We start from the raw sequence: 24,112 nt of genomic DNA, 5'->3' as shown, positions 1-24,112 counted from the left end.
TCGAGCTAATGGAATCATGCGATTTGACCGCTGCACTTAAATGTGCGGAAACCCATGAGCAGTCGAGTCGTTTTTCGAGGCAGTGTTTTACGTTGAGAACGGCCAGCCGATCGGCGTGACCCAGGATGTATTCAGTCAGCCGGGCACGGTGTATCTGGTTCATACCGACCCAGTGGTGATCGAGGCGGATTACCGCAGGATTCGCGCACTCGAATTCCAGGGAGCTTATCTGATTGCCGGCTAGCAGCGTCAGCGCGGAATCGCGTTATTGTTTCATTATCTGAAATGCTGGATTGTACAATCTGGTAATTCCGCTGGCGGTTGGTACATAAGAAGATTGCAGCCATCGACACGATATCCGGTCGACAAAGCTCTGGAGTCCGTCATGCCCGCAATCAAACTGTATGGTTTCCCCTTGTCCGGCCACTCCCATCGAGCCGAGCTGATGCTGTCCATGCTGGGGTTGCCGATGGAATTTATCCTGGTGGACCTCAAGCAAGGCGCGCATAAATCGCCCGAATTCATCGCCACCCTCAACCGCTTCGGCCAAGTGCCGGTGATCGACGATGGCGGGACGATACTGGCGGACTCCAATGCCATCCTGGTCTACCTGGCCGCCACCTATGGCAACGGCCAGTGGTTGCCCGCTGATCCGGTCGGGCAGGCACGGGTGCAGCGTTGGCTCTCGGCTGCGGCCGGTCAGTTGCATGCCGGGCCTGCCACGGCGCGGTTGGCCACGGTGTTTGGCGCCGACGTGGACGCGGACGTCGCCATCAACCATGCCCATGCACTGCTGAACGTAATGGAGCAGCAACTGGGTGAGAGCCGCTTCCTGGCTGGCGATTCGCCGAGCATTGCCGATATCGCGTTCTACACCTACACGGCCCATGCGCCGGAAGGCAATGTGTCGCTGGCTGACTATCCCCAGGTGCGCGCCTGGCTGGCCAGCATTGAAGCACTGCCGGGTTTCGTCGGCATGCCGCGCACGGCGGCGGGTCTGCAATCAGAGTAACCAGCAAGGGGCGTCGATGGACCGTTTTCATGAAATGCAGGTGTTCCTCGCGGTGGCCGACGAGGGCGGCTTTGCCGCCGCCGCACGGCGTCTGAACACCTCGCCGCCCAGCGTGACCCGGGCGATTGCCGCCATGGAACAACGCATCGGCACCCAGCTGCTGGCGCGCACCACCCGCAGCCTGCACTTGACCGAAGCCGGGCAGCGTTACCTGGAAGACTGTCGGCGTATCCTCGCCGAGCTGGACGAGGCCGAGGAAGCGGCAGCGGGCAGTTATTCGATCCCCTGCGGGCAACTGAACGTGACCGCCCCGGTGCTGTTCGGCGAGCTGTTCGTGGCGCCGACGCTGGGCGATTATCTCGACCGCTTTCCCCAGGTGAACATCAATGCGCTGCTGGTCGACCGTGTGGTCAATATGAGCGACGAAGGCGTCGACGTGGCCGTGCGCATCGGTCATCTGCACGAGCCGGGGCAGCAGGCGATCAAGGTCGGCGAAGTGCGCCGGGTGGTGTGCGCGTCGCCCGCTTACCTCGACCGGCATGGGCGACCCCAACGGCCTGAACACTTGCGTCAAGCGAAGATCGTGGCCTCATCCGCCAGCCAACGCCTGGATGAATGGGCGTTTGTCGACGCCGGCCAGGCGCTGACGGTAGCTATCGAACCGCGCCTGGTGGTCACTGCGAACAACGCCGCAATCAACCTGGCGCGCCTGGGCTGGGGCATGACGCGGGTGCTGTCCTATCAGGTGGCGGCGGCGGTGGCGGCGGGTGAGCTGGAGCTTGTGCTGCAGGATTTCGAGCCGGCAGCGCTGCCGGTGCAGGTGGTATTCCAGAACAACGGGCGAGTGCCGGCCAAGGTCCACACCTTCGTCGATTTCCTTGCCGATCGGCTGGGGCATGACGCGGCCCTGAAACCGCTGATAAAGCCGCGCGACTGATGGAGCGTTATCGCGATATGCAGTTGTTCGCGGCGCTGGCCGGGCAACCGAGCCTGGCGGCGGCGGCGCGCTTGGCGCAGGTCTCCGGCCCGACCCTGGTGCGGGCGATTGCACGTCTGGAAGGGCGTTTGCGCGTAACGTTGTTGCAGCGCAGTACCCGTGGGGTCAGCCTGACCGACGCGGGCGATGCCTACATGGCCGACTGTGTGCGGCTGCTGGCTGCGGTGGAGGCGGCTGAAGCTTCGGCCAAAGGGTTGCATAGCCAGGCCCAGGGCAATCTGCGGGTATTCTTGCCGTTGCTGTTCAGCCGCTATGTGATGGCGCCGGTACTGGCCGCGTATATGGACCGTTACCCGCAAGTGCGTGTGGTCGCCCACTACCACGACTACTACCCGAACCTGCACGAAGAAGGGCTGGACGTGGCGGTGCTGGTAGGCGAGTTGCCCAGCTCGTCATTGATCGCACGGCCGGTGGGGCATGTGCGGCATATCCTCTGCGCCAGCCCCGGTTACCTGGCCGCCCACGGAGAACCGCAGCATCCCGCCGCCCTCAAGCAGCATCATTTGATCGCCAATGCCGACCCGGTGCAATGGGACTTCGCGCACTATCAGCTCAAGGCCCGCGCACGGCTGCGCTGCGCCACGGTGCAGGGTTCCATTAATGCGGCCTTAAGGGGGGCAGGGCTGCTGCGTTGCCTGAGCTACCCGGTGCACGAGCACTTGCTGAGCGGCCGGCTGCTTCGCGTATTGCCTGGCTTTGAATTGCCTGCGGTACCGGTGCAGGTGGTGTATCGCGAAGGTCGCCATGCGTCCATGCGCGTGCGCAGTTTTGTCGATGACTGTGTAGCGGCCTTGCGCGAGCACCCGGCGTTTCAGTTGGCGTAACAGTGGATTGCCTGGGGTGGTCATTCTCTCGGCGACAGGTCAGGCGCAGCATTCAGCTATCACAACGAGAGGTGAACGCCATGAACGCGATCGAAGTATCCCCCTGGCATAGCGGCGAAAGGCAACTGCAGGAAAGTGCCGGCGTGGCCGAACGCATGGCCGTGATCGGCCCCAAGGTCATACGCGATCACCTGCCGGAGCAGCATCGCGATTTCTTTCCCTTGCTGCCTTACCTGATGCTGGGCGTGGTGGATGAACACGGCATTCCATGGGCAACGATGCTCGAAGGCGCGCCAGGCTTCGCGCATTCGCCTGATCCGCAGCGGTTGCAAATCGACAGCCTGCCCTGCAAAAGCGACCCCGCCCGGGCGGGGCTAACGGTCGGCGCGGCCGTCGGCGTGCTCGGTATCGACCTGAACACACGCCGTCGCAATCGTATGAATGGGCGCATCGGCGCGCTGGATCACGACGGCTTTGCGGTGGACGTGGTGCAGAGCTTCGGCAACTGTCCCAAATACATCCAACTGCGACCTGTCGATACCATTGCGCGCAAACCTGGCAGCGTGGCTGAGCGCAGCGACAGCCTGGATGGCGCTGCACATACGTTGATCCGCAATGCCGACACCTTCTTCGTCGCCAGTTATGTCGACCTGCACGGCGAACGCTCGGTGGATGTTTCCCATCGCGGCGGCAGCACCGGTTTTGTGCGGGTCGAGGGCAATGTGCTGACCATTCCGGATTTTGCCGGCAACCTGTTCTTCAACACCCTCGGCAACCTGCAAACCAACCCGGTGGCGGGGTTGTTGTTCATCGATTTTGAAACGGGGGACATGCTGCAAGTGGCCGGGCGTACTTCGCTGATCCTCAGCGGGCCGCAAGTGGCCGAGTTCGAAGGGGCGCAGCGGTTATGGACGGTGACTGTGGAACAGGTGGTCCGCCGTCCGGCAGCATTGGCCTTGCGCTGGCAGTTCGCCGAGTTTTCGCCCTATAGCCTGGCGATGGGAAGCTGGTAGCCAGGCGCGGTCTGCCCGGCGCTGGAGGTCAAATGTGGGAGGGGGCTTGCCCCCGATAGCGGCGGTTCAGCTGGCTCATTTGTGGCTGATGCACCGCCATCAAATCGCTTGCGGCAGCTGGAATTACGCTGAGGACTGTTCGGATGAAAACGTCGCCGTTGAGGAATTGTCCGATAGAAATCAGCTGAAATAGAAGGACGTTGTTACCTGTTACGCCTCTGATATCAGGAACGTTTCCCACTGGCTTGCCACGCATGAGGACTCCTTCTGATAAATGAGGCTAAACAAGATGGTCACGCTTAACACGTCTGACACTAAACAGGCTTATTCCGCCTATGCAACTTCTGAGCAGTTTGATAACACACAGGGGCCGTCAACGTCCGATCGACTCAATCGCTTCGGACAAGTACCGGCTCATCAGGCGATTGCTCGAACAGTTCAGCCGGGTGGTAATGATCGGGGAACAGCTGAACTGTTGACCTTGCTCAATACGCTCGTAACAACACTTAAAACATGGATGAACGAGCAGAATACGCCACCCGCCCCACCCCCCCGGTGGCCGTAATACCCAAACCATTCGTGAATATCATTCCCAAACCCCAGATCGACGTCGTGCCAACGCCTGAGACTGTGCAGCCCGGTAAAAGCCGATGGAAAGAACAACTGGCACCGTTCATGAATCGGTCAGATCTGGCCAGTAGCCGAAACGCTTTCGATACTGAACTTATTGAAATTTTTTCCGATAAAAACAGCGAGCCGTCGAACACGTTTTTGTCTGAAAAAGCCCCAAGGCAAAAACCCGACGATATACGCAACGGGCTGCGCGCCACCTATGAGAACTTTCCCTACCTGGGCACCACGGGCAGAGAAGAACACGTGGCGGCGATCAAGGTGGCCATGGCCACCTTCGGGCAAAGTCCAACCGGGGTGTTCACGCACGTCGTCAAGAGTGGGGATGGCTATAACGTCACGATGAAAGACGGCTTCAAACTGCATATCACCGGTGAAGAGCTGCAACTGGCGGCCAAGGCGGCGAAATTCAGTGGCGGTGATGAAGGCATGGTCAAGGACGCGCAATTTCTGTTTGGGGTAATGAGCAAGCGTCAGCACCTGGAGCAGGCGCGCAACAATGCAACGGACCCGTTCTACAGCATTTATGGCAAGGACAGCGCTTACCACGCCCACCGTACTTATCCGGGGGTGCTGGCGGCAGCGGCACAGGGCATCGGCGGCGGTATGGCGTTGTCGTACCTGGGCCTCAAAGAACATATGCAGATCATCGACGCCAGTGCACTGGGCGAGCGCGTCGGGGTGCCATTGGACAAGGGCGAGCGACACAAGAATGGTGCGCTCTTTGATGGGGTCATGGAGGGGCAGTTATACAACCAGCCCGTTTTGCCGTCGTTGAAGGTTGTAACGCTTCGCGATCAAGTTGAGTAAAACCACATATTTATCTGCTTATTCTCATTAGAACAGTGGCCGTAGTGTTCATGGCGCTGAGTGTTTATGCGCCTTTTTTAAGTCAGCTATGCGAGTGATTGTGGATGTTAGTGTCTAACGTTAAGTATGCTGTCCCTGGCTTCGCCGAGGCGAGTGGTACGGTAATTTCTTCAGGTGCTGCAAATGAGGCTGCACCCGCCGGAGCAGCCGAGCAGTTGAATAACCTGGTGGGAGAGTTGGAACGTTTATTGGCGCTTTTAGCGGCGCGGCTTAAACCGGAAGTCGACGTAAAACCCTCACCGTCCCCCCTTGATAATCTGAATGAACGGCGCGTCGATAAGCGTGATGTAAACCGTGACGAGTTTCTGAAAGGCACACCTGCGAATACGGGCGCCAAACCCAAAGATATTTTCCAGAACTTCTATCAGTTGACCGAAGGCAATTGCGTGACGGTATCCGCCATCAAAGCCGCCATGATGAAGTTCGGTCACAACCCCCACGGTATTTACACGTCCATACACGCCATCAACACCGGCTATCGTGTCGTCATGCGTGATGGCTTCAAGCTGGACATCACCCATGATGAGCTGAAACAGGCCCGGGCCGGCGCGAACTTCGGCGCCGACCGACCCAATGATGTACTGGTCAATGCGCAGTTCTTATATGCCGTGAGCGCCAAGCGCGCGTATCTCGAAAATAATGACGGCGAGGCCAATGAGAGCTTCGCCGCCGCCATGCGCACGTTGAATGACGGTGAGTATCCGGGGCAGGCCCTGCGACGCCTGGGCTTAAAGGACTTCGTTGCGCCCGCAACCCTCCAGGACTTCATGGACGGGGCTATCGGCACGATCGCCGACGCGTTTCACTCAATGGCGGTGGTGGACGGCTTTCTGGACAGTTATGGGTACAAACAGCAACTGGATAAGCGCGACTGGAACCGCCATTCAGTCATTGGACTGAAACTGCTCTAGCGTGCGACCGCCAGGCTCGGTGGCTCGCCCCACGCGCCGCCCAGCGCGGTATAAAGATTTCAGCGGGTGAACCACATGGGATCGTTCCCACGCTCTGCGTGGTAACGCTTCCTGGGACGCTTCGCGTCCCGCCAACCGCTACTGGACACAGGTGACGCAGAGCGTCACGGGCTACTTTCCCACGCGGAGCATGGGAACGATCGCCTTGGCGGGTGGGCTTGATAACCGCCGGGTATCCAACTGAGACTCCACGATCCAACTGTGGGGACTTGCCCCAATGCCACTGTAGGAGCGAGCAAGCTCGCTCCTACAAAAAAGCCTTAACTGACTGGCATTGGGGCTTGCCTCCGATGGCGGCCTGACAGCCGACGAAAATATTGCATATCAGGCCGTTTTCGGAGGCTTCATGCACTCGATAGAGCGATCCACGGTTGTTTTGGCAATCTCCAGCAAATGCCACACCGCCAGGATCTTCGCCCGCTCAGGGCTGCTCAGCAACTCCCCGCAATCCAACGCCGTCGCCGAAGCGCTGTCGAGCAAGCTGGCGGTGTAGAGCAGCGCATCTTCGAAGCTCAGGTCTTCGTTGACGCTGTGGAATCCTTGGGTGGGCAGGTAATGGTCGATGGCCCGGTTGAACGCGGCACGGTCTTTGGCGGGATCGAAGGGTGGATCGGGGAGGACTTTGTTCATGGTGTAGCTCCTTGTGAGTATTGGAGCCGACGCCTCTCGCGACTAAACGAAGGTGGCGGCTGTACGCAGGTTAGTCGACCGGCCACAAGGAAATCCGGCGCGCCCGAAGGCGCCCTGCGCACAGCCACCATAAAACTCCATGTGACCATGCGCCTTGTGACATACCGAGCGACTAAACCCGATCACTGATGAGCAGTGACAGGCCGCAGACTAGCCACCGATTCCAACCGGCACAAGGCGGCGGGGATTGTCTCGGAAACGTCCTGCAATTTAAAGAGATGTGGCTTGCTGGCCCTTTGAAAATGTTTCAGCGGGTGAACGACAGGGGATCGTTCCCACGCTCTGCGTGGTAACGCCTCCTGGGACGCTCCGCGTCTCGCCAACCGCTACTGCCTACAGGTGACGCAGAGCGTCACGGGCTGCATTCCCGCGCGGAGCGTGGGAACGATCGCAGGCAGCCCTGACACCTCTCGGTCCCCTGTGGCGAGGGAGCTTGCTCCCGCTGGGGCGCGAAGCGGCCCGGTCTTTTATTGTGTGACCCAACAGTGGCCGTGCTCGCTTATGCATTGCCCGCGTCTCAAGGCCCTGCGGGAATAAACGCCACACTTCCCCCCGAGCGCTTCTGAAACAACCGCTCCCCATTATCCGGTTGCGTCGTGACCACCTGATGATCCGCCCCCAGAAACGCCAGTGGCGTCGGATCTTCTTTGGAGTACTGCGCGACGATAATCGTGTGCCTTGGATCAAACCCCTGGCCGCTGGTCTTTTCCAGCCAGGCCATGAACGCGGCGCTGTCGCCCTGGCGCGGGAAGTCTTGGGTTTCGCTCACGTAGTAGAACGGTTTGCCGCCGTTTTGCAGGTACATCGGCAACTTGTTGTCGACTTCCACCAGTACCAGTTGCCAATGGTTCCAGGGCGCGCTCTTCACCGCCTGGGCTTGGACGTTCTCGGCGAAGCGGGTCACGCCGCCGTTGCGCGTGGTCCAGGGGTAGATCACGCCCAGCACCAACACCATCAAGCCTGCGGCGAGGCCGAAGCCTGTTTGCCAGCGCGGCCAACGGGCCGGGTGTTGGCGCAGGTGTTCGCTCAGCCACCAGGCCGCGAGTAATTGGGCGAAGGGCACCAGGGGCAGTACGTAGTACCTGCGTCGGCTGCCGCTGGCGGTGAAGAAGACGAACAACAGGCCCAGGCTCCACACCAGCCAGCGCACGTTGGGCGGCGTGCGGTGCCAGTGGCGCAGGGCGAGCCACGCGCCGAGCATCCAGCACGGCGCCCACGGCAGGGTGTAGACCGGCAGGTAGATCAGGTAGGTGTAGATCGGGCCCATATGGTCGAAGGGGTCGAAGAAGCGCACCACGTTTTCGCGAAACACCAATTCCAGGCCGCTCTCGCCGTAGGTGGGGGCGCCGTAGAGGTGGGACAGTACGAAGGGAATGGCGTAGAACGCGCCGGCGATGAGCAGGGCCAGTACCAGTCGCAGGTTGAGGTGGCGTTTGTAGCGGTGTTCGCTGAGCAGATGCGGCAGCAGCGCCAGCCCCGGCAGCACGAACCCGATCAGGCCCTTGAACAGCGACGTGGCCGCCAACAGCAGGAAGAATACGGTATAGCGGCCCAGCCGGGTGTCATCCGGCCCGCGCCAGTACCACCAGACCGCCGCCAGCACGCCGCACACGGTCAGCACATCGGCCGTGGCCACGCGGGCCCAGAACAGGAAGTAGAAGGTGGTGGCGAGCATCCAGCCGGCGATCAGCCCGGTGCCTTTGCGAAACAGCTGTTCGCCGATCAGGTACACCAGCCAGATGCTCAGCCAGGCCGCGATCACCGAGGACAGGCGCAGTGACCAGGGGCCAAGGCCACCCATCAGGTTGGCGAAGCCGGTGATCAACCAGTAGGAGGGCAGGGGTTTGTCGTAATAGGGTGTGCCCTTCAGATACGGATCGAAATAGTCACCGCTTTGCAGCATTTGCAGGGCGATGTTCGCCCAGCGTGTCTCCGGCCCCCACAGCTCGCGACTGCCCAGGCCCAGCAACAGCAGCAAGGCCGAGACACCCAGCAATAAAGCCAGGGCGCCGCGTTCGGTTTTCCAGAAGCGCATGGGGCTGTTCCTTCGAGGCGATCAAGGTTGTTGGGGGTAAATCGTCAGTACCAGGTCGCCTTTGCGGTAGCGCTTGCCACCGGGCGGCAGTTGGCCTTCCTCAAGGTGTTCGCTGGTGCTCATGACGCGCATCAGCACGCCGACCGAACCTTGGCGGCGGGCCTCGATCACCCAGGACTGAACGCTGTCCAGGGTGACCTTGCGCGGCTGCGAAGCCGGGTAGTCCAGGCCGTAGCGCAGTTCGCCCGCGGTGTTGTAGAACGCCACGTCCGGCCGGCGCAGGCGCCACGCAAGGGCAGACGCCGAGCCCAGTTCATTGCTCAGCAAAGCATGGGTGTGTTGCAGTTCATCCAGATGTTCAAGCACGAACTGGTCGGGCATTTCGTTCGCCGCGATGAGGTGTGGCATGCCCGCCGGCAGCAGCGCCACCAGCAGGCCGATACCCAGGGCCGGCATCGCCCATAAGGTCAACGGGCGCATTGCTTGCAGCAGGTTGGCCAGGATCCAGCCGAGCAGCACGATAAAGGTCAGGGACAGGCTGAACATCTCGGCGTGGCTGTTGCTGTAGATCGGGTTGGCGATCTGCAGGTAAATCAGCGTGACCATGGCCGCCATGCCGAGGATGAAGTTGAGCGCGCCGTTGATGAAGATCGCACGGGGCTTGTGTTGGTTGATCAGGTCGATCAAGGCATGGCCCATCAGCAGCGCCAAAGGTAACAGGCACGGCATGATGTAGGTCGGCAGCTTGCCGCTGCTCAGGCTGAAAAAACCCAGGGGCAGCAACAGCCACAGGGCGAGAAAGGCAATGGCGGGCTGGCGTTTGTCTTTCCAGGCCTTGAGCAGGGTAACGGGCAACAGGGCTGACCAGGGCAGGCACGCCACCACCATGATCGGCAGGAAAAACCAGAACGGCCGCGCATGCTGCGCCGTGTCCGAGGCGAAGCGGCGGATGTGTTCGTGCCAGAAAAAGAAGCGCCAGTAATCCGGTTCCTGCACATGAATCGCCAACGCCCAGGGCGAGCAGACCAACACCGCGACCAGGATCGCCAAAGGGCCGTACCGCAGTAACTCGCCGACGCGACGTTGCCAGGCCAGGTAGGGCACGGCGACCAGCACCGGCAGCAGCCACGCCAGAAAGCCCTTGGTCATGAAGCCCACGCCGCAGGCCAGCCCCAGTAAGGCCCAGGCACCCAGGCGACCGCGTGGCGTGGCGCTGTCGAGCGCAAACCAAAGCGCGACCAGGCTCAGGTTGACCCAGAACGTGAATTGCGGATCGAGGTTGGAATAGCCCGCTTGCCCGGCCACCAGGCCGAAGCTCATGTACAGCAGAGCGCAGGCGAAGCTTTTACGCGGCTCGTTCCACAGGCGGCGTGCAATCACGTAGGCCAACAGCACACTCAGCGCTGTGGTCAGGACCGAGGCGATACGCACGCCGAACAGGTTCTCGCCAAACACCGCCTGGCCCAGGGCGATCAACCAATAACCCGCAGCTGGCTTCTCGAAATAACGCACCCCCATGAAGTGCGGCGCCACCCAGTTGCCGCTCATCAGCATTTCCTGGCTGACCTGGGCATAGCGGGTTTCATCCGGGATCCATAAGCCGTGCAAACCCAACGGCAGCACGAAGAAAATGACCAGGCCAAGCAAGAATACCGGCAAGGGCTGCAATCGGCTCATGACCGTGTCACGCCATGGCGTTCAGTCGTGCGTGCGAAGTTTGAACAGTTAAAGACGTCAGGCATTAAGAGGGTCACTAATTCATTGGAAAGTTAGGGCGTCCTGAACTAACAGGCGCACTTAAAATGCCAGACGCAGGCTGTCGTCTTGCTGAACGCACTACTGGGTAATATGTAAAAAATTGTATTTAAAGTTGCTTCAGCGCGGCAGCCCATTCCTGGATTTTCATCGTGCCGATTGCTTTGAGTGTGCCGTTGGGCAATACCTGGACGAAGAGTGCGCTGCCATACTCGGCGGCCTGCGCATGGGGGTAGCCAAGTGCGGCTTGGAAGTCACTCATGCAGGCGCTATGGGTGATCAGCATCAGGTTGCGATCCGCCTGTTTATGGCTGAGGATCTCTTCGCCCATGGCATCACCGCAGATAGCGAGGGGGCCAGGGGACAGCTCGGTCTTGCCGAACATGAACAGCGACGTCTGCGCAGTGCGCGTGGTGGGGCTGCTGAGCACGTCGGTGCGCTCCATGCCCAGTGTTTCAAAGGCTATGCCCAGGTTGGCCGCGCGTTGCGTGCCATTGACCGTCAGGCCGTCGGCGGGCCCGTAGCAGGGATTGTGCGAGCGGTCGCAGCGCTCTTCGTGGCGCACCAGCACGACCAGGTCGCCGTTGCGCCAACTGGCCAGCACCCCGGAGGTGACCAGGCGGTTGCCGATGCCCAGATCTTGCGGTGAGCGTGGCCAGAATACAAAACCGGTCAAGAGCAGTGCGAACACAATGATACTTGCTACTGGCACGCGGAATTTCTTCAGGCGCTTTAACCTGGCCCGAGGGGGTTTGGTCAGGGTAATGTCTGCCACGCAGTTCACCATTGGCACGAGTGATTGTTTATTGTTAAAAGACAGGCGCAACTAATACGGCAGACGCCCTTGGTGGAGCAAAAGCCTGTCATAGGGCTGCTGTCTTTTAGCTGAACATGTGGATATTAAGAAACACCGTTTTGATTAACTTTGAAGTGTCGGGTTAATCATGCTTGGGTGGGGAATTTAAAGTGTTCGGAGTGGGCAAGCGGTGAAATCAATGTGAAAAAATTGCGTAGAAAGGCCCCGCAGCCGTTATTCTCGTTTGCAGTCCTTAACCCGAGTGTTGGTGATGTTGCAGGTAGAAGGTGTTGTTAAACATTACGCCACCCCTCAAGGCCCGCTGGCCGTTCTGGCAGGCGTCGATCTGCACCTGGGGGCGCGCAGCAGCCTGGCGCTGATGGGCGAGTCGGGCAGCGGCAAGAGCACGTTGCTGCACCTGGTGGCCGGGCTCGACCGCGTGGATGGCGGCAGCATCCTGATTGGCGGCCAGCGCCTCGATCGCCTCAACGAAGGGCAACTGGCCCATTGGCGACGTACCGAAATCGGCCTGGTGTTCCAGCAGTTCAATCTGATCGGCAGTTTGCGCGTCGAGGAAAACCTGGCGTTCCAGGCGCGCCTGGCCGGGCGTTTCGATCCGCTGTGGCAGGCGCAGTTGGTGGAGCGTCTAGGGCTGGGCGAGCTGCTCAAGCGTTATCCGGAGCAGCTCTCGGGCGGCCAGCAACAGCGGGTGGCAGTGGGGCGCGCACTGGCGTCGCGCCCCGGCCTGCTCTTGGCCGACGAGCCCACCGGCAACCTCGACGAAACCACCAGTGATGAGGTGCTGCAACTGCTGCTCGACCTGCTGCGCGACAGCCCCACCAGCCTGTTGATGGTCACGCACAGCCCGCGTCTCGCCGCGCGCCTGGATCGGCAGGTGGTGCTGCAACACGGCCGCGTCGTGCCGATGGGCCCGCGCTGAGATGGCGGTGTTCCATTGGGCGCTGCGGGCGCTGTTGAGCCATTGGCGGCGCCACCCCGTGCAGTTTTTCAGCGTGCTGACCGGCCTGTGGCTGGCCACCGCGTTATTGACCGGGGTGCAGGCCCTCAACAGCCAGGCGCGGGACGGCTACGCGCGCGCCAGCCAGTTGATTGGCGGCGCACCGCAAGCCAGCCTGAGTGCGCCGGACGGTGCCGGCTTCCCGCAGGCGTTGTTCGCCGAACTGCGCCGTGCCGGATGGCCGGTGTCACCGGTGGTGCAGGGGCGGGTAGTGCTCAAAGGGCATGAAGAACAGCGCCTGCAATTGATGGGCATCGAGCCGGTGTCGTTGCCCGGCAGCGGCAGCGTGGCGGGGCAACGCTTGAGCCAGGCGCAGATGCTCGCATTTTTCGAGGCGCCGGGGCGTACCTGGATTGCCGCGCAGACCTTGCAGGCCCTTGGCTTGCGCCCAGGCGAACAACCACTGACGGCTAACGGGCAACGCCTGCCGCCGTTGCAGGTGCAGCCGGACATGGCCCCCGGCATGCTGCTCACCGACATCGGCTTTGCCCAGCCCTTGCTCGACATGCACGGGCGGCTGTCGCGCCTGCTTTTGGACAACCGCTTCGCCGCCGCTCATCCCACGCCGCCCGCCGGGCTGCAACTCAAGCAGGGCGACGACAATAACCTCTCGCGCCTCACCGAAAGCTTTCACCTGAACCTCGACGCCTTGGGCTTTCTGTCCTTTGTGGTGGGGCTGTTCATCGTGCACGCGGCCATCGGCCTGGCCTTGGAGCAACGCCGGGGCCTGCTGCGCACCCTGCGCGCCTGCGGGGTCAGCGCACGCATGCTGATCCTGAGCCTGGGCGTTGAGCTGGGGTTCCTCGCGTTGCTCGGCGGCGTGCTCGGTGTGGCCAGCGGTTACCTGCTCGCCAGCCTGTTGCTGCCGGATGTCGCGGCCAGTTTGCGCGGCCTGTACGGTGCCGAAGTCGCCGGCCAACTGAGTTTGAGCCCGTGGTGGTGGCTGGCCGGCCTGGGCTTGAGCCTGCTCGGTGCGTTGCTCGCCGGGGCCAGCAGCCTGTGGCGTGCGGCACGCTTGCCGCTGCTGGCGCTGGCCAACGCCCAGGCCTGGCACGAGGCCCATGGGCGTTGGTTGCGGCGCCAGGGCTGGGTGGCGGCTGCGGCCCTGCTCATCGCCTTGCTGGCGCTGGTCTGGGGCAACAGCCTGGCCGCCGGGTTCGTACTGATGGCGGCCTTGCTGCTGGGCGCCGCACTCGGCTTGCCGGTACTGCTCAATGCGCTGTTGAAGGGCGTGCTGGGGCGCAGCCGTTCGGTGCTGGGCCAATGGTTCCTGGCCGATTGCCGCCAGCAACTGCCGGCCTTGAGCCTGGCACTGATGGCGCTGCTGTTGGCCCTGGCGGCGAATATCGGTGCAGGCTCGATGACTTCGGGGTTTCGCAGCACGTTCAATAACTGGCTGGAGCAGCGCCTCACTGCCGAGCTGTACCTCAACCCGCAAAATCCGGCCCAGGCGCAGCACCTGCAGGCGTGGCTGGCGCAACAACCGCTGGTGCGGGCGGTGCTGCCCAGCTGGCAGGTCGCGGTGCAGCTGCAAGGCTGGCCGGCGGAGGTGTTTGGCGTGGTCGACGACCCCACCTATCGCCAGCACTGGCCGTTGCTGGAGGCAGCGAGTACGCCCTGGGACCGCTTGCTGCAGGACGACAGCGTGATGCTCAGCGAGCAATTGGCGCGGCGCTTGAACGTCCGGTTGGGCGACAGGGTGCAAGTCCCCACGCCCCAGGGCCCATGGGCGCCGACAATCGTCGGGATCTACGCCGATTACGGCAACCCCAAGGGCCATCTGCTGGTCAACGCCAAGCACCTGTTGGCGCATTGGCCGAGCCTGTCACCGGTGCGTTTCAACTTGCGCGTGGCGCCCCAGGACGTGCAGCCGCTGATACGTGAAGTGCAGCGTGAATTCGCCCTGGAAGACAGCCGCATCGTCGATCAACAGCAACTCAAGGGCTGGTCCAGCCAGGTCTTCGAACGCACCTTCGCCGCCACCGCCGCGTTGAACAGCCTGACCCTCGGCGTGGCCGGTGTAGCGCTGTTCATCAGCCTGCTGACCCAAAGCCAGAGCCGCCTCGGCCAACTCGCGCCGCTGTGGGCCCTGGGGGTGACGCGGCGCCAACTGATGCTGCTCAACCTCGGCCAGACCTGGCTGCTGGCGGTACTCACCCTGGTACTGGCGTTGCCGTTGGGGCTGCTGCTGGCGTGGTGCCTGGATGCGGTGATCAACGTGCAAGCCTTTGGCTGGCGCCTGCCGTTGCAGGTGTTCCCGTGGCAGTTGGCGCAATTGATGGGGCTGGCGATGCTTGCCACCTTGCTCGCCTCGGCCTGGCCGTTGTGGCAGCTGTATCGCAGCCGCCCGGCGGATTTGTTGAGGACCTTTGCCCATGAAGATTAAAGCGTTGGGGTGGGCGGTGTTGCTGCTGCTGAGCGCCTGCGACCAGGCGCCGGCGCCCCAGGAGAGCTTCGCCGGCCTGGGCAGCGACGCGGCAGACTTCGTCCAAGTGGTGCCCGGCAAGGTCTTCACCTTCCCCGAAGACCACGGCCCCCATCCGGGCTTTCGCATTGAATGGTGGTACGTCACCGCCAACCTCAAGGACGCCCAAGGCAATGCCTTCGGCGTGCAATGGACGCTGTTTCGCAATGCCGTGAAAGCGGGGCCGACGCAAGCGGGCTGGCGCGACCCTACGATCTGGCTCGGCCATGCCGCCGTCACCTCCGCCACCCGGCACTACGCCGCCGAGCGCTTCGCCCGGGGTGGCGTCGGCCAGGCCGGGGCGCAGGCGCAGCCCTTCAGCGCCTGGATCGACGACTGGACCTTCGCCACCCGCCCTGGCGCCGCCAACCCGTTGGCCGCCATGCAACTCAAGGCCCATGGCGCGCAGTTCGCCTACGACCTGCAGCTGACCTCCAGCCGCCCGCTGGTGCTGCAAGGCGACAACGGCTACAGCCGCAAATCCGACCAGGGCCAGGCGTCCTACTACTACAGCCAGCCGTTCTTCAGCGCCAACGGCAGCCTCAGCATCGACGGGCAGACCTACCAGGTCAGCGGCCCTGCCTGGCTCGACCGCGAATGGAGCAGCCAGCCACTGGCCGCGAACCAGACCGGTTGGGACTGGTTCTCCCTGCACCTGGACCGAGGCGAACACCTGATGCTGTTTCGCGTGCGGCAGAAGGACGGTGGCGGCTACCTCACCGGCACCTGGATCGACGCACAAGGCCGTACCGAGACCTTGCATAACGCCGATATCCAACTGGCGCCGCTGACCACCACCCAGATCGAGGGGCGCAATATCCCCACGCGCTGGTCGCTGAAAATTCCCGGCAAACACCTGGATATCACTACCGAAGCCGTCAACTCGAAGGCGTGGATGAACCTGGGAATTCCCTATTGGGAAGGGCCGGTGAAGTTCGATGGTGGGGTGGGGTATTTGGAGATGACGGGGTATTAGGATGATTTCTGTAGGCACTCATCTTTCACTGCGTAGGTAACTTCCCAAACGTATTTTTGACTCTCTCGGGCTTGTGTTCGGGGCGTAGGCGCTTGCTTATATTTCGATGCCATCTCTCGGTACCGGAACCTAGGACATGGCGTACGGCTACATCAATCAACAGGCTACACCCTACTCATTTTTGAAATCGCAGCTATGGCGCGCAGGCTTGTCGCCGGGCCGAGATCATTTTGATGTGTTGAATCAACATCTGAGCCACGGATTGGTGAGGCCGGGAGAATTGGTGATCGTTCCACAAGCGTCCAGTGCCCACTGCACTATCGAAGAAGCCTGGTTGATGCGTCATGCTCAAGAAATTGGTCGCCAGTTGGACCAGAATATGCAACTTGATGGAGCTGGAAACAAAAACTATGACTTGGTGCAGAGCATTCTGGGTTACGCCTCGATTGGGATGGGCAGTGCGACAACGGCTTGGAGTCGGCATCTTAATGAGGTCACAAACACCCTGGAGGAGATCGAGCAACTGCATCGGCGATTGAAGGACGGTGGTTTAGACAGAGAGGCGTTTATACGGCAGCGTCAAAAGATGTTTGGTGTTTTGGATATGCAACTGCAAGGGGCGGCACGATTTGGTTCGCAATTGCGTGGCAATCAACGGCTGAAAGGGGCGCTTGAGATCTCGACCAAAAGCTACCTGCATCAGGGTGAGATTGCGGGGTATGCGCAGCGGGTTCGGACGATTACGCAGACGTCGAAGTGGTTGAAGCAAGGAACATATCTTGGGATGGCGTTGGATGTGAGCGTGGCGGGGTTGGAAGTCAGGGAGGCGTGTGTGGTGGGAAGGGAGGCGCAGTGTCGCCGGGCCAAGTATGTGGAGACGGGAAGGTTGGCGGGTGGAGTATTCGGGGCCGCTGTTGTGGGCAAGCATGCTGCAAATATTGCTCGCAGTGCATGCCGTATTGCATTGGGTGTTTCACTGAAAGGCAATGGTGAACTGGCTTGTGGAATTATCGGAGGGACGGTTGGCGGGTCTGCGGGAGGCTCTTTTTTTGGTGAGCTTGGTGCGTTTTTGGGGGGAAGAGTATTGGAAGTCGACGGCGATCTGATATTCCAACCCGAGGGAACATAACGATGTCCCTTTTTCTTGCATATAGCATTGTGGTGTTCGCTTGGATGTTTGTCGTCTTCGGACTGATAGTGTTTGCTGAATACGCAAAGCTGGATGAACTGGAGAGTTACTTCAGTGAGAACGAGAAGGTTCGTAGAAATAAGCGTTTCAGGGAAGGATATGATCCGATCGATAGATATCATCGCATGAGCCTGATGATCGACATCTTGTCAGGGTCGAAAGCTTATCTAAAGGCAGGCCTTGTGACCGAAGCTGAGCTGGCATCTGTTCCTTTGACGCTTAAGCGCTGGGCTTTGTGGCCGTATCGCCTCGCGGGTATCTGCGCCATCGAAATGGTTGTCTGGGAGGTTTGGCGCCGGTGGTGCGATATCCCCATTTTGTAGGATTGCTTCTGCACGCTGAGTTCGAATCCGTTCCTTTAGCCCTCTGAAGTTGAGCCTTGTGGCCGTCTCGCTTTTCGGTCATCTGGGTAGGAGGCACTCATCAGTTGTGAAAAAATACTGTACATATAAACAGTAGTGTCCTACAGTCCATCCCAGGTGACCGGATGTCACCGCTCACCTGAGCTTCAATTTTTTAACTATGGATGGATAAAAAAATGAAATCGAAAAAAGCCCTTATGCTAAGTGCGGCCGTGATGGCCTCCTGCTTCGTCTCGGCCTTCTCCCTCGCTGATCAAGCGCCTCGGACACTCAGTGCCGAAGCGGTCAAGCAGGCCGCGAACAAAGCGCTCAAGTCCGGCGGCAAGCTGGACGCCTCGCAGGTCCCGCCGCAACTCAAAAAGAAACTGTCGGTGGCCAAGTCCGGCCAATCCAAGGCAGTGACCAAAGCCCTCAAGTCCGCGCCGTTCGACAGCGTGGTCGGTGAGCTGAAGAAACCGGCGCAAAGCGAGCTGAAAAACGCGGCGGTTGCAGCGTTTGAGCCGCTGTTCCCAACCCTGGATATCAACACGCTCTACACCGTCGATGGAGTGCAGGCCGGTAACGAATTTGCCTACCACTTCAACCTGCCGCAGAACGCGCGAGTGCAGGTACAGCTGGTCAACCAGAGCGCAGGCGCGGATATGGCGCTGACCCTGTTTCAGGACGACGGCCAGGGCAACCTGAGTGTGGTGGGGACTTCGGATGCCGCGGGCAATGCCGATGAATACCTCAACGGTGTACTGCCGGCCGGTGATTATTACTGGTACATGGTGGCCAATGTCGCCGATAACGCGCAGTTCAGTTTCGGCGTGGCGGTGGACAGCAACGTCGACGCGTTTGAGCCCAATGACAGCGCGCAAACCGCGTTCGTCTTGCCGGACTCGATGAACAAGCTCAGCGGCAACCTCGACAATGCCGGCGACGTCGATTATTTCGACTTCAAGGCGGTCCGTGGCCAAAGCGTGAGCATGTACTTGGCGGGCGACGAGAACGGCAGCCGTGAGCAGTGGATCTTCGATCGCTTCGATGGTGCCAATTGGATCACCGTGCCGGCGGGTTCCACCTCGACCTACCCGAGCGTCGCGCCGGGCACCACGGTGAAGGTGCGGGTGCGGGCCAACCCGGCGGTGGCGCAGGACCCGAGCAAGTATTACCAGTTGAGCCTGGGTTCCACGCCGAGCCTGAAGACGTTTGATGTGAAGGGTGACAACATCGTGCGGGTGCCGGTCAGCGAGGCTCCGCTGGCCACCCAAACCGCGCGGCTGTTGAATTGGTCGACCCAGTGGTCTGACTCCACCGGCGCGCCGCTGCTGGGCGTCACCCCGGTGTTGCGCGTGGACAACCACTTCGTTGACCTGAACTTCCACTGGGTTGACTACCCGGCGACCACCAACAGCGCCGGTGCGTCCACGGCCACGGCCAATATCGGCACCTGCTTCGGTGATTACACCACGGTGATCAACGACAGCAGCACCGGTGTGCCGTACCGGTGGAGAACCACCTACAACGAGGGTGGCTGGCGCATCGAACTGGCCGAGTTCCCCGGCGTGGGCGTCGGCGGTGATAGCAAGCCATACGTCAGCCTGGGGCATATCTGCACCCAGACCATCATCCCTTGACAGCGTGATGTGAAACAGAAGGGGCAGCCTCCAGAGGCTGCCCCTTTTGCTTCGTGTGTATAGATCGTTCCCACGCTCCCGCGTGGGAATGCAGCCCGTGACGCTCTGCGTCACCTGTGCGCGGTAGCCGAAACGTGCAGCGGTTGGCGCGACGCGGAGCGTCGCAGAAGGCATTCCCACGCAGAGCGTGGGAACGATCAGCCCCCTCCCATATTTTGATTGCTGCCGACCAGCGGAGGCTTGCGCAGGTCTGATTTACTTGCTAGCTTCTCGCAAAATGTTAACGATAACATTTGCTCTAAAAATAAAAACAAAACAGAGACCCACGCCATGAAAATGCTCCCGAAAACCCTGTGTTTACTGGCTGCCAGCATCACCCTGGGCAGCGTTTCCTCCGTTTTTGCCGAGGCCGCCAAACCGATCCGCATCGGCGCTTCGTTCCAGGAAATCAACAATCCTTATTTCGTCACCATGAAAAACGCCCTGGAAGAAGCCGGCGCGAGCATCGGTGCGAAGCTGATCATCACCGACGCCCGCCATGACGTGTCCAAGCAAGTCAGCGATGTCGAAGACATGCTGCAAAAAGGCATCGATATCCTGCTGATCAACCCAACCGACTCGGTGGGCGTGCAATCGGCGGTCAAGTCCGCCCATGCCGCCGGTGTGGTCGTGGTGGCGGTAGACGCCCAGGCCGATGGCCCGCTGGATTCCTTCGTCGGCTCGAAAAACTACGACGCCGGTTTCCAGGCCTGCGAATACCTGGCCAAAAACATCGGCGACAAAGGCAACATCGCCATCCTCGACGGCATCGCCGTGGTACCGATCCTGGAACGTGTGCGCGGTTGCAAGGAGGCGGTGGCCAAGCACCCGCAGATCAAGATTGTCAGCATCCAGAACGGCAAGCAGGAACGTGACCAGGCGCTGACCGTCACCGAAAACATGTTGCAGGCCCAGCCCACCCTCAAGGGCATTTTCAGCGTGAACGACAACGGCTCCCTCGGTGCGCTGTCGGCCATCGAGGCCAGCGGCCTGGATGTGAAGCTGGTCAGCGTCGACGGCGCGCCGGAAGCGATCAAGGCGATCCAGAAACCCGGCAGCAAGTTCATCGCCACCTCGGCCCAATACCCGCGCGACCAGATCCGCCTTGCCCTGGGCATTGCCCTGGCCAGGAAGTGGGGCGCGCAAGTGCCCGCCACGCTGCCGGTGGACATCACCTTGATCGACCAGGCCAAGGCCAAGGACTTCAGCTGGTAAATCGCCCGCGCCCCACGCCCGCCGTGGGGCTCGGGTTGTCCTTCTGAATGCGAGGTCGGTGGTATGAGCAGTCTTCTGAAGCTGGAAAACATCTGTAAGCGTTACCCGGGGGTACAGGCCCTCACGTCCATCAACCTGCAAGTGGAGCGCGGCGAAATCCACGCGTTGCTCGGGGAAAATGGCGCGGGCAAATCCACCCTGATGAAAATCCTCGGCGGCGTCGAGCATCAAGATGAAGGGCAGATCCTGATCGACGGCCAGGCCCGGCAATTCGCGACCTACCGGGACGCGATTGCCGCCGGCATCGGCATCGTGTTCCAGGAGTTCAGCCTGATTCCCTACCTCACGGCCGTGGAAAACATCTTTCTCGGCCATGAGCTGAGCAACCGCTTCGGCCTGTTGCGCAAGCGCGACATGCGTGAGGCCTGCGAAGCGCTGTTCAAGCGCCTGGGTGTGTCGATCAACCTTGATTGCGCGGTCAAGCACCTGAGCGTGGCCGAGCAGCAGTTCGTCGAAATCGCCAAGGCCCTGGCCCTGGATGCGCGTTTGCTGGTGCTCGATGAACCCACCGCGACGCTGACCCCCAGCGAAGCCGAGCTGCTGTTCGAGATCATGCGCGAGCTCAAGCGCCAGGGCGTGGCGGTGATCTTTATCTCGCACCATCTGGAGGAGATTTTCCAGGTGTGCGACCGCATCAGCGTGCTGCGCGACGGCGCTAACGTGGGCGTCACCGATGTGGCCGACAGCGACATCGACCGCTTGGTCGAAATGATGGTCGGCCGCCGCCTGGCCTGCAGTTTTCCGCCCAAACCCACCACCGAACGCGGGCCGTTGCTGCTGGAGGTCAAGGACATTCAGCTGGTGCGCAACGGCCCGCACAACCGCTTCAACCTGCACCAGGGTGAGATTCTCGGCTTTGCCGGCCTAGTCGGTTCCGGCCGCACCGAGCTGGCCCTGGGCATGATGGGCGCGCTGCCTTCTGTGAGCAAAGACGTTTGGCTGCGCGGCGCAAAGGTCAGCCTCGACGACCCGGCCCAGGCACTTGCCCATGGCATTGGCCTGCTGCCGGAAAGCCGCAAGAGCGAAGGGCTGATCACCGACTTCAGCATTCGCGAAAATATCTCGCTGAATAACCTGCCCAAATACCAGAACGCCACGGGCCTGATCGACAAGGCCAGGGAATGCGCCAGCGTCGAAGCCCTGATGCGCCAGCTATCGATCAAGGCGCCCAGCGCTGAAAGCCGAGTGTTCAACCTCAGCGGCGGCAACCAGCAGAAAGTCGTGATCGCCCGCTGGATCAACCACCACTGCGACGTGCTGGTGTTCGACGAACCCACCCGTGGCATCGATGTAGGGGCCAAGGCGCAGATCTATGCGCTGATGCGCAGCCTGACCGAACAGGGCTACGCGATCATCATGATTTCCTCCGAGCTGCCCGAAGTCATCGGCATGTGCGACCGCGTCGCGGTGTTCCATAAGGGCGCGATCGTCAAGGTGCTGGAAGCGTCCGCCGTCAATCCTCAAGAGGTCATGCGCCATGCAACAGGGGGCTCCAGTGAATACGTCCATTAACCTTGCAGGCAGCGGCCGGTTGCGCCTGAACCTGGCGCGGCTGCTGCGCTCGCCGGCGTTTTATCCCTTCGTCGGGCTGGTGGTAGTGACCCTGGTGATGATCCTGGCCAGTGACACCTTTCTCACCGCCAGCAACCTGTCGAACATCGCCCGTCAGGTATCGATCAACGCGATTATCGCGGTGGGCATGACCTGCGTGATTCTCACCGGCGGCATCGATCTGTCGGTGGGGCCGGTGATGGCGTTGTCCGGCACGCTCACGGCCGGCTTGATGGTCGCGGGTGTGCCGCCGGGCCTGGCCATCGGCGCGGGGATGCTGGTGGGGGTGGCGTTCGGCATCGGCAACGGCCTGTTCGTGGCCTACCTGCATATGCCGCCGATCATCGTGACCCTGGCGACCATGGGCATCGCCCGTGGGTTCGGGCTGATGTACACCGACGGCTACCCGATTTCCGGGCTGCCGGAGTGGTTCGCGGTCTTCGGCCGCGCCAGCGTGTGGGGCATCCAGGTGCCGATCCTGATCATGCTGCTCACCTACCTGGCGGCTTATGTGCTGCTGCAGCACACGCGCATCGGTCGCTACATCTACGCCATCGGCGGCAATGAAGAGGCGGTGCGCTTGTCCGGGGTGCGGGCGGCGCGCTTCAAGTTGCTGGTGTACGGCATCAGCGGCCTCACCGCCGCGATTGCCGGGCTGGTGCTGACGTCGCGCTTGATGAGCGGCCAGCCGAATGCCGGCGTGTCGTTCGAGCTGGATGCGATTGCCGCCGTGGTACTGGGCGGTGCGTCGATTGCCGGTGGGCGCGGGGTGATCGTCGGCACGTTGCTGGGCGCGATGCTGCTCGGCGTATTGAACAACGGCCTGAACATGCTCGGCGTCTCGCCTTACGTGCAGAGCGTGATCAAGGGCGCAATCATTTTGCTGGCGATCTTTATCAGCCGTCAGCGCCATCGATAAACACTGATCCACACAGGACGAACACCATGGACAAGCACACAGAGATGCAAGCCGTCGTCTGCCACGGCCCCAAAGACTACCGCCTGGAGCGCATCGGCAAACCCCAGGCGCGCGCCAATGAACTGGTGATCCGTATCGCCGCGTGCGGTATCTGCGCCAGCGACTGCAAGTGCCATTCCGGCGCGGCGATGTTCTGGGGCGGCGACAACCCCTGGGTCAAGGCGCCGGTGGTGCCGGGCCACGAGTTTTTCGGCTATGTGGTAGAGCTGGGCGAGGGCGCCGAGGAACACTTCGAAGTGGCGGTGGGTGACAAGGTGATCGCCGAGCAAATCGTGCCGTGCGCCAAGTGCCGTTTCTGCAAGTCGGGCAAATACTGGATGTGCGAAGTGCACAATATCTTCGGCTTCCAGCGTGAAGTCGCCGAGGGCGGCATGGCGCAGTACATGCGCATTCCCAAGACCGCCATCGTGCACCGGATTCCCGAGTCGGTGTCGCTGGAAGACTCGGCGCTGGTCGAGCCGATGGCCTGCTCGATCCACACGGTCAACCGTGGCGATATTCAGCTCGATGATGTGGTGGTGATTGCCGGCGCCGGTACCCTGGGCCTGTGCATGGTGCAGGTGGCGGCGCTGAAGACGCCGAAGAAATTGGTGGTGATCGACATGGTCGACGAGCGCCTGGCGTTGGCGAAGAAGTTCGGTGCCGATGTGGTGATCAATCCGTCCCGCGACAACGCCCGCGAGATCATCAACGGCCTTACTGATAAATACGGCTGCGACGTGTACATCGAGACCACCGGCGTACCGGCCGGCGTCACCCAGGGCCTGGACCTGATCCGCAAGCTCGGGCGTTTCGTCGAGTTCAGCGTGTTCGGCGCCGAGACCAGCGTGGACTGGTCGATCATCGGTGACCGCAAGGAGCTTGACGTACGCGGCGCCCACCTCGGCCCGTATTGCTACCCGATTGCCATCGACCTGTTCGAACGCGGCCTGGTCACCTCCCAGGGCATCGTGACCCATGACTTCCCGCTGGATGACTTTGCCGAAGCCTTTGAGCTGGCCAACTCCACGAAGTCGATCAAGGTCTTGTTGAAGCCGGTGCTCTGAC

22 protein-coding genes are annotated in these 24,112 nt (G+C 61.3%); 17 read left to right on the top strand and 5 right to left on the bottom strand.

The window, feature by feature from the left end; genetic code table 11:
- Nucleotides 1–82 precede the first annotated feature (82 nt).
- The 5 genes from C4J90_RS16870 (at nucleotide 83) to C4J90_RS16850 (ending at nucleotide 3,846) form a co-directional block, all read left to right on the top strand.
- A complete protein-coding gene (locus C4J90_RS16870) occupies nucleotides 83–244 on the top strand; it encodes a hypothetical protein (protein WP_256658876.1) in 162 nt (53 codons plus the stop codon).
- A 141-nt stretch (nucleotides 245–385) separates the two neighbouring features.
- Nucleotides 386–1,012 carry a glutathione S-transferase family protein gene (locus C4J90_RS16865; protein ID WP_124420384.1) on the top strand — a complete coding sequence of 209 codons (627 nt, stop codon included), beginning with the start codon at nucleotides 386–388 and terminating at the stop codon, nucleotides 1,010–1,012.
- A 16-nt stretch (nucleotides 1,013–1,028) separates the two neighbouring features.
- Nucleotides 1,029–1,949 carry a LysR family transcriptional regulator gene (locus C4J90_RS16860; RefSeq protein WP_124415090.1) on the top strand — a complete coding sequence of 307 codons (921 nt, stop codon included), beginning with the start codon at nucleotides 1,029–1,031 and terminating at the stop codon, nucleotides 1,947–1,949.
- Nucleotides 1,949–2,833 (top strand): LysR family transcriptional regulator, encoded by an 885-nt coding sequence (locus C4J90_RS16855; RefSeq protein WP_124420383.1) that lies wholly within the window; start codon nucleotides 1,949–1,951, stop codon nucleotides 2,831–2,833. The genes C4J90_RS16860 and C4J90_RS16855 overlap by 1 nt, the downstream gene beginning before the upstream one ends.
- A gap of 80 nt (nucleotides 2,834–2,913) precedes the next feature.
- A complete protein-coding gene (locus tag C4J90_RS16850) occupies nucleotides 2,914–3,846 on the top strand; it encodes a pyridoxamine 5'-phosphate oxidase family protein (RefSeq protein WP_124420382.1) in 933 nt (310 codons plus the stop codon).
- 28 nt (nucleotides 3,847–3,874) lie between these two features.
- On the opposite strand, the gene C4J90_RS16845 is transcribed toward C4J90_RS16850, so the two are convergent.
- Nucleotides 3,875–4,102 (bottom strand): hypothetical protein, encoded by a 228-nt coding sequence (locus C4J90_RS16845; RefSeq protein WP_124420381.1) that lies wholly within the window; start codon nucleotides 4,100–4,102, stop codon nucleotides 3,875–3,877.
- 257 nt (nucleotides 4,103–4,359) lie between these two features.
- Here C4J90_RS16845 and C4J90_RS16840 point away from each other — a divergent pair, with 257 nt between their 5' ends.
- Complete coding sequence (locus tag C4J90_RS16840) at nucleotides 4,360–5,286, top strand: type III secretion protein (RefSeq protein WP_256658875.1); 927 nt, start codon at nucleotides 4,360–4,362, stop codon at nucleotides 5,284–5,286.
- Between the two features lie 110 nt (nucleotides 5,287–5,396).
- Nucleotides 5,397–6,257 (top strand): hypothetical protein, encoded by an 861-nt coding sequence (locus C4J90_RS16835; RefSeq protein WP_256658874.1) that lies wholly within the window; start codon nucleotides 5,397–5,399, stop codon nucleotides 6,255–6,257.
- Between the two features lie 384 nt (nucleotides 6,258–6,641).
- Here C4J90_RS16835 and C4J90_RS16830 read toward each other — a convergent pair whose 3' ends face one another.
- The 4 genes from C4J90_RS16830 to C4J90_RS16815 all read right to left on the bottom strand — a co-directional run bounded on the left by C4J90_RS16830 (nucleotide 6,642) and on the right by C4J90_RS16815 (nucleotide 11,584).
- Nucleotides 6,642–6,947, bottom strand: coding sequence for a DUF6124 family protein (locus C4J90_RS16830; RefSeq protein ID WP_124420380.1), 306 nt, complete (start codon nucleotides 6,945–6,947; stop codon nucleotides 6,642–6,644).
- 577 nt (nucleotides 6,948–7,524) lie between these two features.
- The gene (locus tag C4J90_RS16825; protein ID WP_124420379.1) at nucleotides 7,525–9,042 is read right to left on the bottom strand and encodes a glycosyltransferase family 39 protein; all 1,518 of its coding nucleotides are present in this window, start codon (nucleotides 9,040–9,042) and stop codon (nucleotides 7,525–7,527) included.
- A 21-nt stretch (nucleotides 9,043–9,063) separates the two neighbouring features.
- Nucleotides 9,064–10,719 (bottom strand): lipid IV(A) 4-amino-4-deoxy-L-arabinosyltransferase, encoded by a 1,656-nt coding sequence (arnT, locus tag C4J90_RS16820; protein ID WP_124420378.1) that lies wholly within the window; start codon nucleotides 10,717–10,719, stop codon nucleotides 9,064–9,066.
- 187 nt (nucleotides 10,720–10,906) lie between these two features.
- Complete coding sequence (locus C4J90_RS16815; RefSeq protein WP_177412855.1) at nucleotides 10,907–11,584, bottom strand: histidine phosphatase family protein; 678 nt, start codon at nucleotides 11,582–11,584, stop codon at nucleotides 10,907–10,909.
- Between the two features lie 280 nt (nucleotides 11,585–11,864).
- On the opposite strand from C4J90_RS16815, the gene C4J90_RS16810 reads away from it, so the two are divergent.
- From C4J90_RS16810 to C4J90_RS16765, 10 genes are all read left to right on the top strand, one after another.
- Nucleotides 11,865–12,533, top strand: a complete 669-nt coding sequence (locus tag C4J90_RS16810; protein WP_124420377.1) for an ABC transporter ATP-binding protein — start codon at nucleotides 11,865–11,867, stop codon at nucleotides 12,531–12,533.
- Nucleotide 12,534: 1 nt separating this feature from the next.
- On the top strand, nucleotides 12,535–14,997 hold the full coding sequence (locus C4J90_RS16805) for an ABC transporter permease (RefSeq protein WP_124420376.1): 2,463 nt from the start codon (nucleotides 12,535–12,537) through the stop codon (nucleotides 14,995–14,997).
- Nucleotides 14,987–16,051 (top strand): lipocalin-like domain-containing protein, encoded by a 1,065-nt coding sequence (locus tag C4J90_RS16800; RefSeq protein ID WP_124420375.1) that lies wholly within the window; start codon nucleotides 14,987–14,989, stop codon nucleotides 16,049–16,051. Before C4J90_RS16805 ends, C4J90_RS16800 begins: the two co-directional genes overlap by 11 nt.
- 136 nt (nucleotides 16,052–16,187) lie before the next feature.
- On the top strand, nucleotides 16,188–17,180 hold the full coding sequence (locus C4J90_RS16795) for a hypothetical protein (RefSeq protein ID WP_124420374.1): 993 nt from the start codon (nucleotides 16,188–16,190) through the stop codon (nucleotides 17,178–17,180).
- A 2-nt stretch (nucleotides 17,181–17,182) separates the two neighbouring features.
- Nucleotides 17,183–17,563 (top strand): hypothetical protein, encoded by a 381-nt coding sequence (locus C4J90_RS16790; RefSeq protein WP_124420373.1) that lies wholly within the window; start codon nucleotides 17,183–17,185, stop codon nucleotides 17,561–17,563.
- 215 nt (nucleotides 17,564–17,778) lie between these two features.
- Nucleotides 17,779–19,221, top strand: coding sequence for a hypothetical protein (locus C4J90_RS16785; RefSeq protein WP_124420372.1), 1,443 nt, complete (start codon nucleotides 17,779–17,781; stop codon nucleotides 19,219–19,221).
- A 330-nt stretch (nucleotides 19,222–19,551) separates the two neighbouring features.
- The gene (locus C4J90_RS16780; RefSeq protein ID WP_124363448.1) at nucleotides 19,552–20,475 is read left to right on the top strand and encodes a substrate-binding domain-containing protein; all 924 of its coding nucleotides are present in this window, start codon (nucleotides 19,552–19,554) and stop codon (nucleotides 20,473–20,475) included.
- Nucleotides 20,476–20,538: 63 nt separating this feature from the next.
- Nucleotides 20,539–22,047, top strand: coding sequence for a sugar ABC transporter ATP-binding protein (locus tag C4J90_RS16775; protein ID WP_124404652.1), 1,509 nt, complete (start codon nucleotides 20,539–20,541; stop codon nucleotides 22,045–22,047).
- Nucleotides 22,013–23,005 (top strand): ABC transporter permease, encoded by a 993-nt coding sequence (locus C4J90_RS16770; RefSeq protein ID WP_124367550.1) that lies wholly within the window; start codon nucleotides 22,013–22,015, stop codon nucleotides 23,003–23,005. The genes C4J90_RS16775 and C4J90_RS16770 overlap by 35 nt, the downstream gene beginning before the upstream one ends.
- 26 nt (nucleotides 23,006–23,031) lie before the next feature.
- Entirely contained in the window at nucleotides 23,032–24,111 is a 1,080-nt protein-coding gene (locus C4J90_RS16765) for an alcohol dehydrogenase catalytic domain-containing protein (protein ID WP_124420371.1), read from the top strand.
- Nucleotide 24,112: the final 1 nt, after the last annotated feature.

Origin of the sequence: Pseudomonas sp. R2-60-08W (genome assembly GCF_003852335.1) — a bacterium.
GTDB lineage: Bacteria > Pseudomonadota > Gammaproteobacteria > Pseudomonadales > Pseudomonadaceae > Aquipseudomonas.
The sequence above is the reverse complement of the archived record's forward strand: the minus strand, read 5'-3'. Positions and strand labels throughout refer to the sequence as shown.

Bases quoted from the DNA above. Each gene is read 5' to 3' on its own strand.
- C4J90_RS16825 (WP_124420379.1), bottom strand. From the start codon at position 9,042: ATGCGCTTCTGGAAAACCGAACGCGGCGCCCTGGCTTTATTGCTGGGT.
- C4J90_RS16810 (WP_124420377.1), top strand. From the start codon at position 11,865: ATGTTGCAGGTAGAAGGTGTTGTTAAACATTACGCCACCCCTCAAGGC.
- C4J90_RS16775 (WP_124404652.1), top strand. From the start codon at position 20,539: ATGAGCAGTCTTCTGAAGCTGGAAAACATCTGTAAGCGTTACCCGGGG.
- C4J90_RS16855 (WP_124420383.1), top strand. From the start codon at position 1,949: ATGGAGCGTTATCGCGATATGCAGTTGTTCGCGGCGCTGGCCGGGCAA.
- C4J90_RS16765 (WP_124420371.1), top strand. From the start codon at position 23,032: ATGGACAAGCACACAGAGATGCAAGCCGTCGTCTGCCACGGCCCCAAA.
- C4J90_RS16850 (WP_124420382.1), top strand. From the start codon at position 2,914: ATGAACGCGATCGAAGTATCCCCCTGGCATAGCGGCGAAAGGCAACTG.
- C4J90_RS16860 (WP_124415090.1), top strand. From the start codon at position 1,029: ATGGACCGTTTTCATGAAATGCAGGTGTTCCTCGCGGTGGCCGACGAG.
- arnT (WP_124420378.1), bottom strand. From the start codon at position 10,719: ATGAGCCGATTGCAGCCCTTGCCGGTATTCTTGCTTGGCCTGGTCATT.
- C4J90_RS16785 (WP_124420372.1), top strand. From the start codon at position 17,779: ATGAAATCGAAAAAAGCCCTTATGCTAAGTGCGGCCGTGATGGCCTCC.
- C4J90_RS16795 (WP_124420374.1), top strand. From the start codon at position 16,188: ATGGCGTACGGCTACATCAATCAACAGGCTACACCCTACTCATTTTTG.
- C4J90_RS16800 (WP_124420375.1), top strand. From the start codon at position 14,987: ATGAAGATTAAAGCGTTGGGGTGGGCGGTGTTGCTGCTGCTGAGCGCC.
- C4J90_RS16830 (WP_124420380.1), bottom strand. From the start codon at position 6,947: ATGAACAAAGTCCTCCCCGATCCACCCTTCGATCCCGCCAAAGACCGT.
- C4J90_RS16815 (WP_177412855.1), bottom strand. From the start codon at position 11,584: ATGGTGAACTGCGTGGCAGACATTACCCTGACCAAACCCCCTCGGGCC.
- C4J90_RS16865 (WP_124420384.1), top strand. From the start codon at position 386: ATGCCCGCAATCAAACTGTATGGTTTCCCCTTGTCCGGCCACTCCCAT.
- C4J90_RS16840 (WP_256658875.1), top strand. From the start codon at position 4,360: ATGGATGAACGAGCAGAATACGCCACCCGCCCCACCCCCCCGGTGGCC.
- C4J90_RS16770 (WP_124367550.1), top strand. From the start codon at position 22,013: ATGCAACAGGGGGCTCCAGTGAATACGTCCATTAACCTTGCAGGCAGC.
- C4J90_RS16790 (WP_124420373.1), top strand. From the start codon at position 17,183: ATGTCCCTTTTTCTTGCATATAGCATTGTGGTGTTCGCTTGGATGTTT.
- C4J90_RS16805 (WP_124420376.1), top strand. From the start codon at position 12,535: ATGGCGGTGTTCCATTGGGCGCTGCGGGCGCTGTTGAGCCATTGGCGG.
- C4J90_RS16845 (WP_124420381.1), bottom strand. From the start codon at position 4,102: ATGCGTGGCAAGCCAGTGGGAAACGTTCCTGATATCAGAGGCGTAACA.
- C4J90_RS16780 (WP_124363448.1), top strand. From the start codon at position 19,552: ATGAAAATGCTCCCGAAAACCCTGTGTTTACTGGCTGCCAGCATCACC.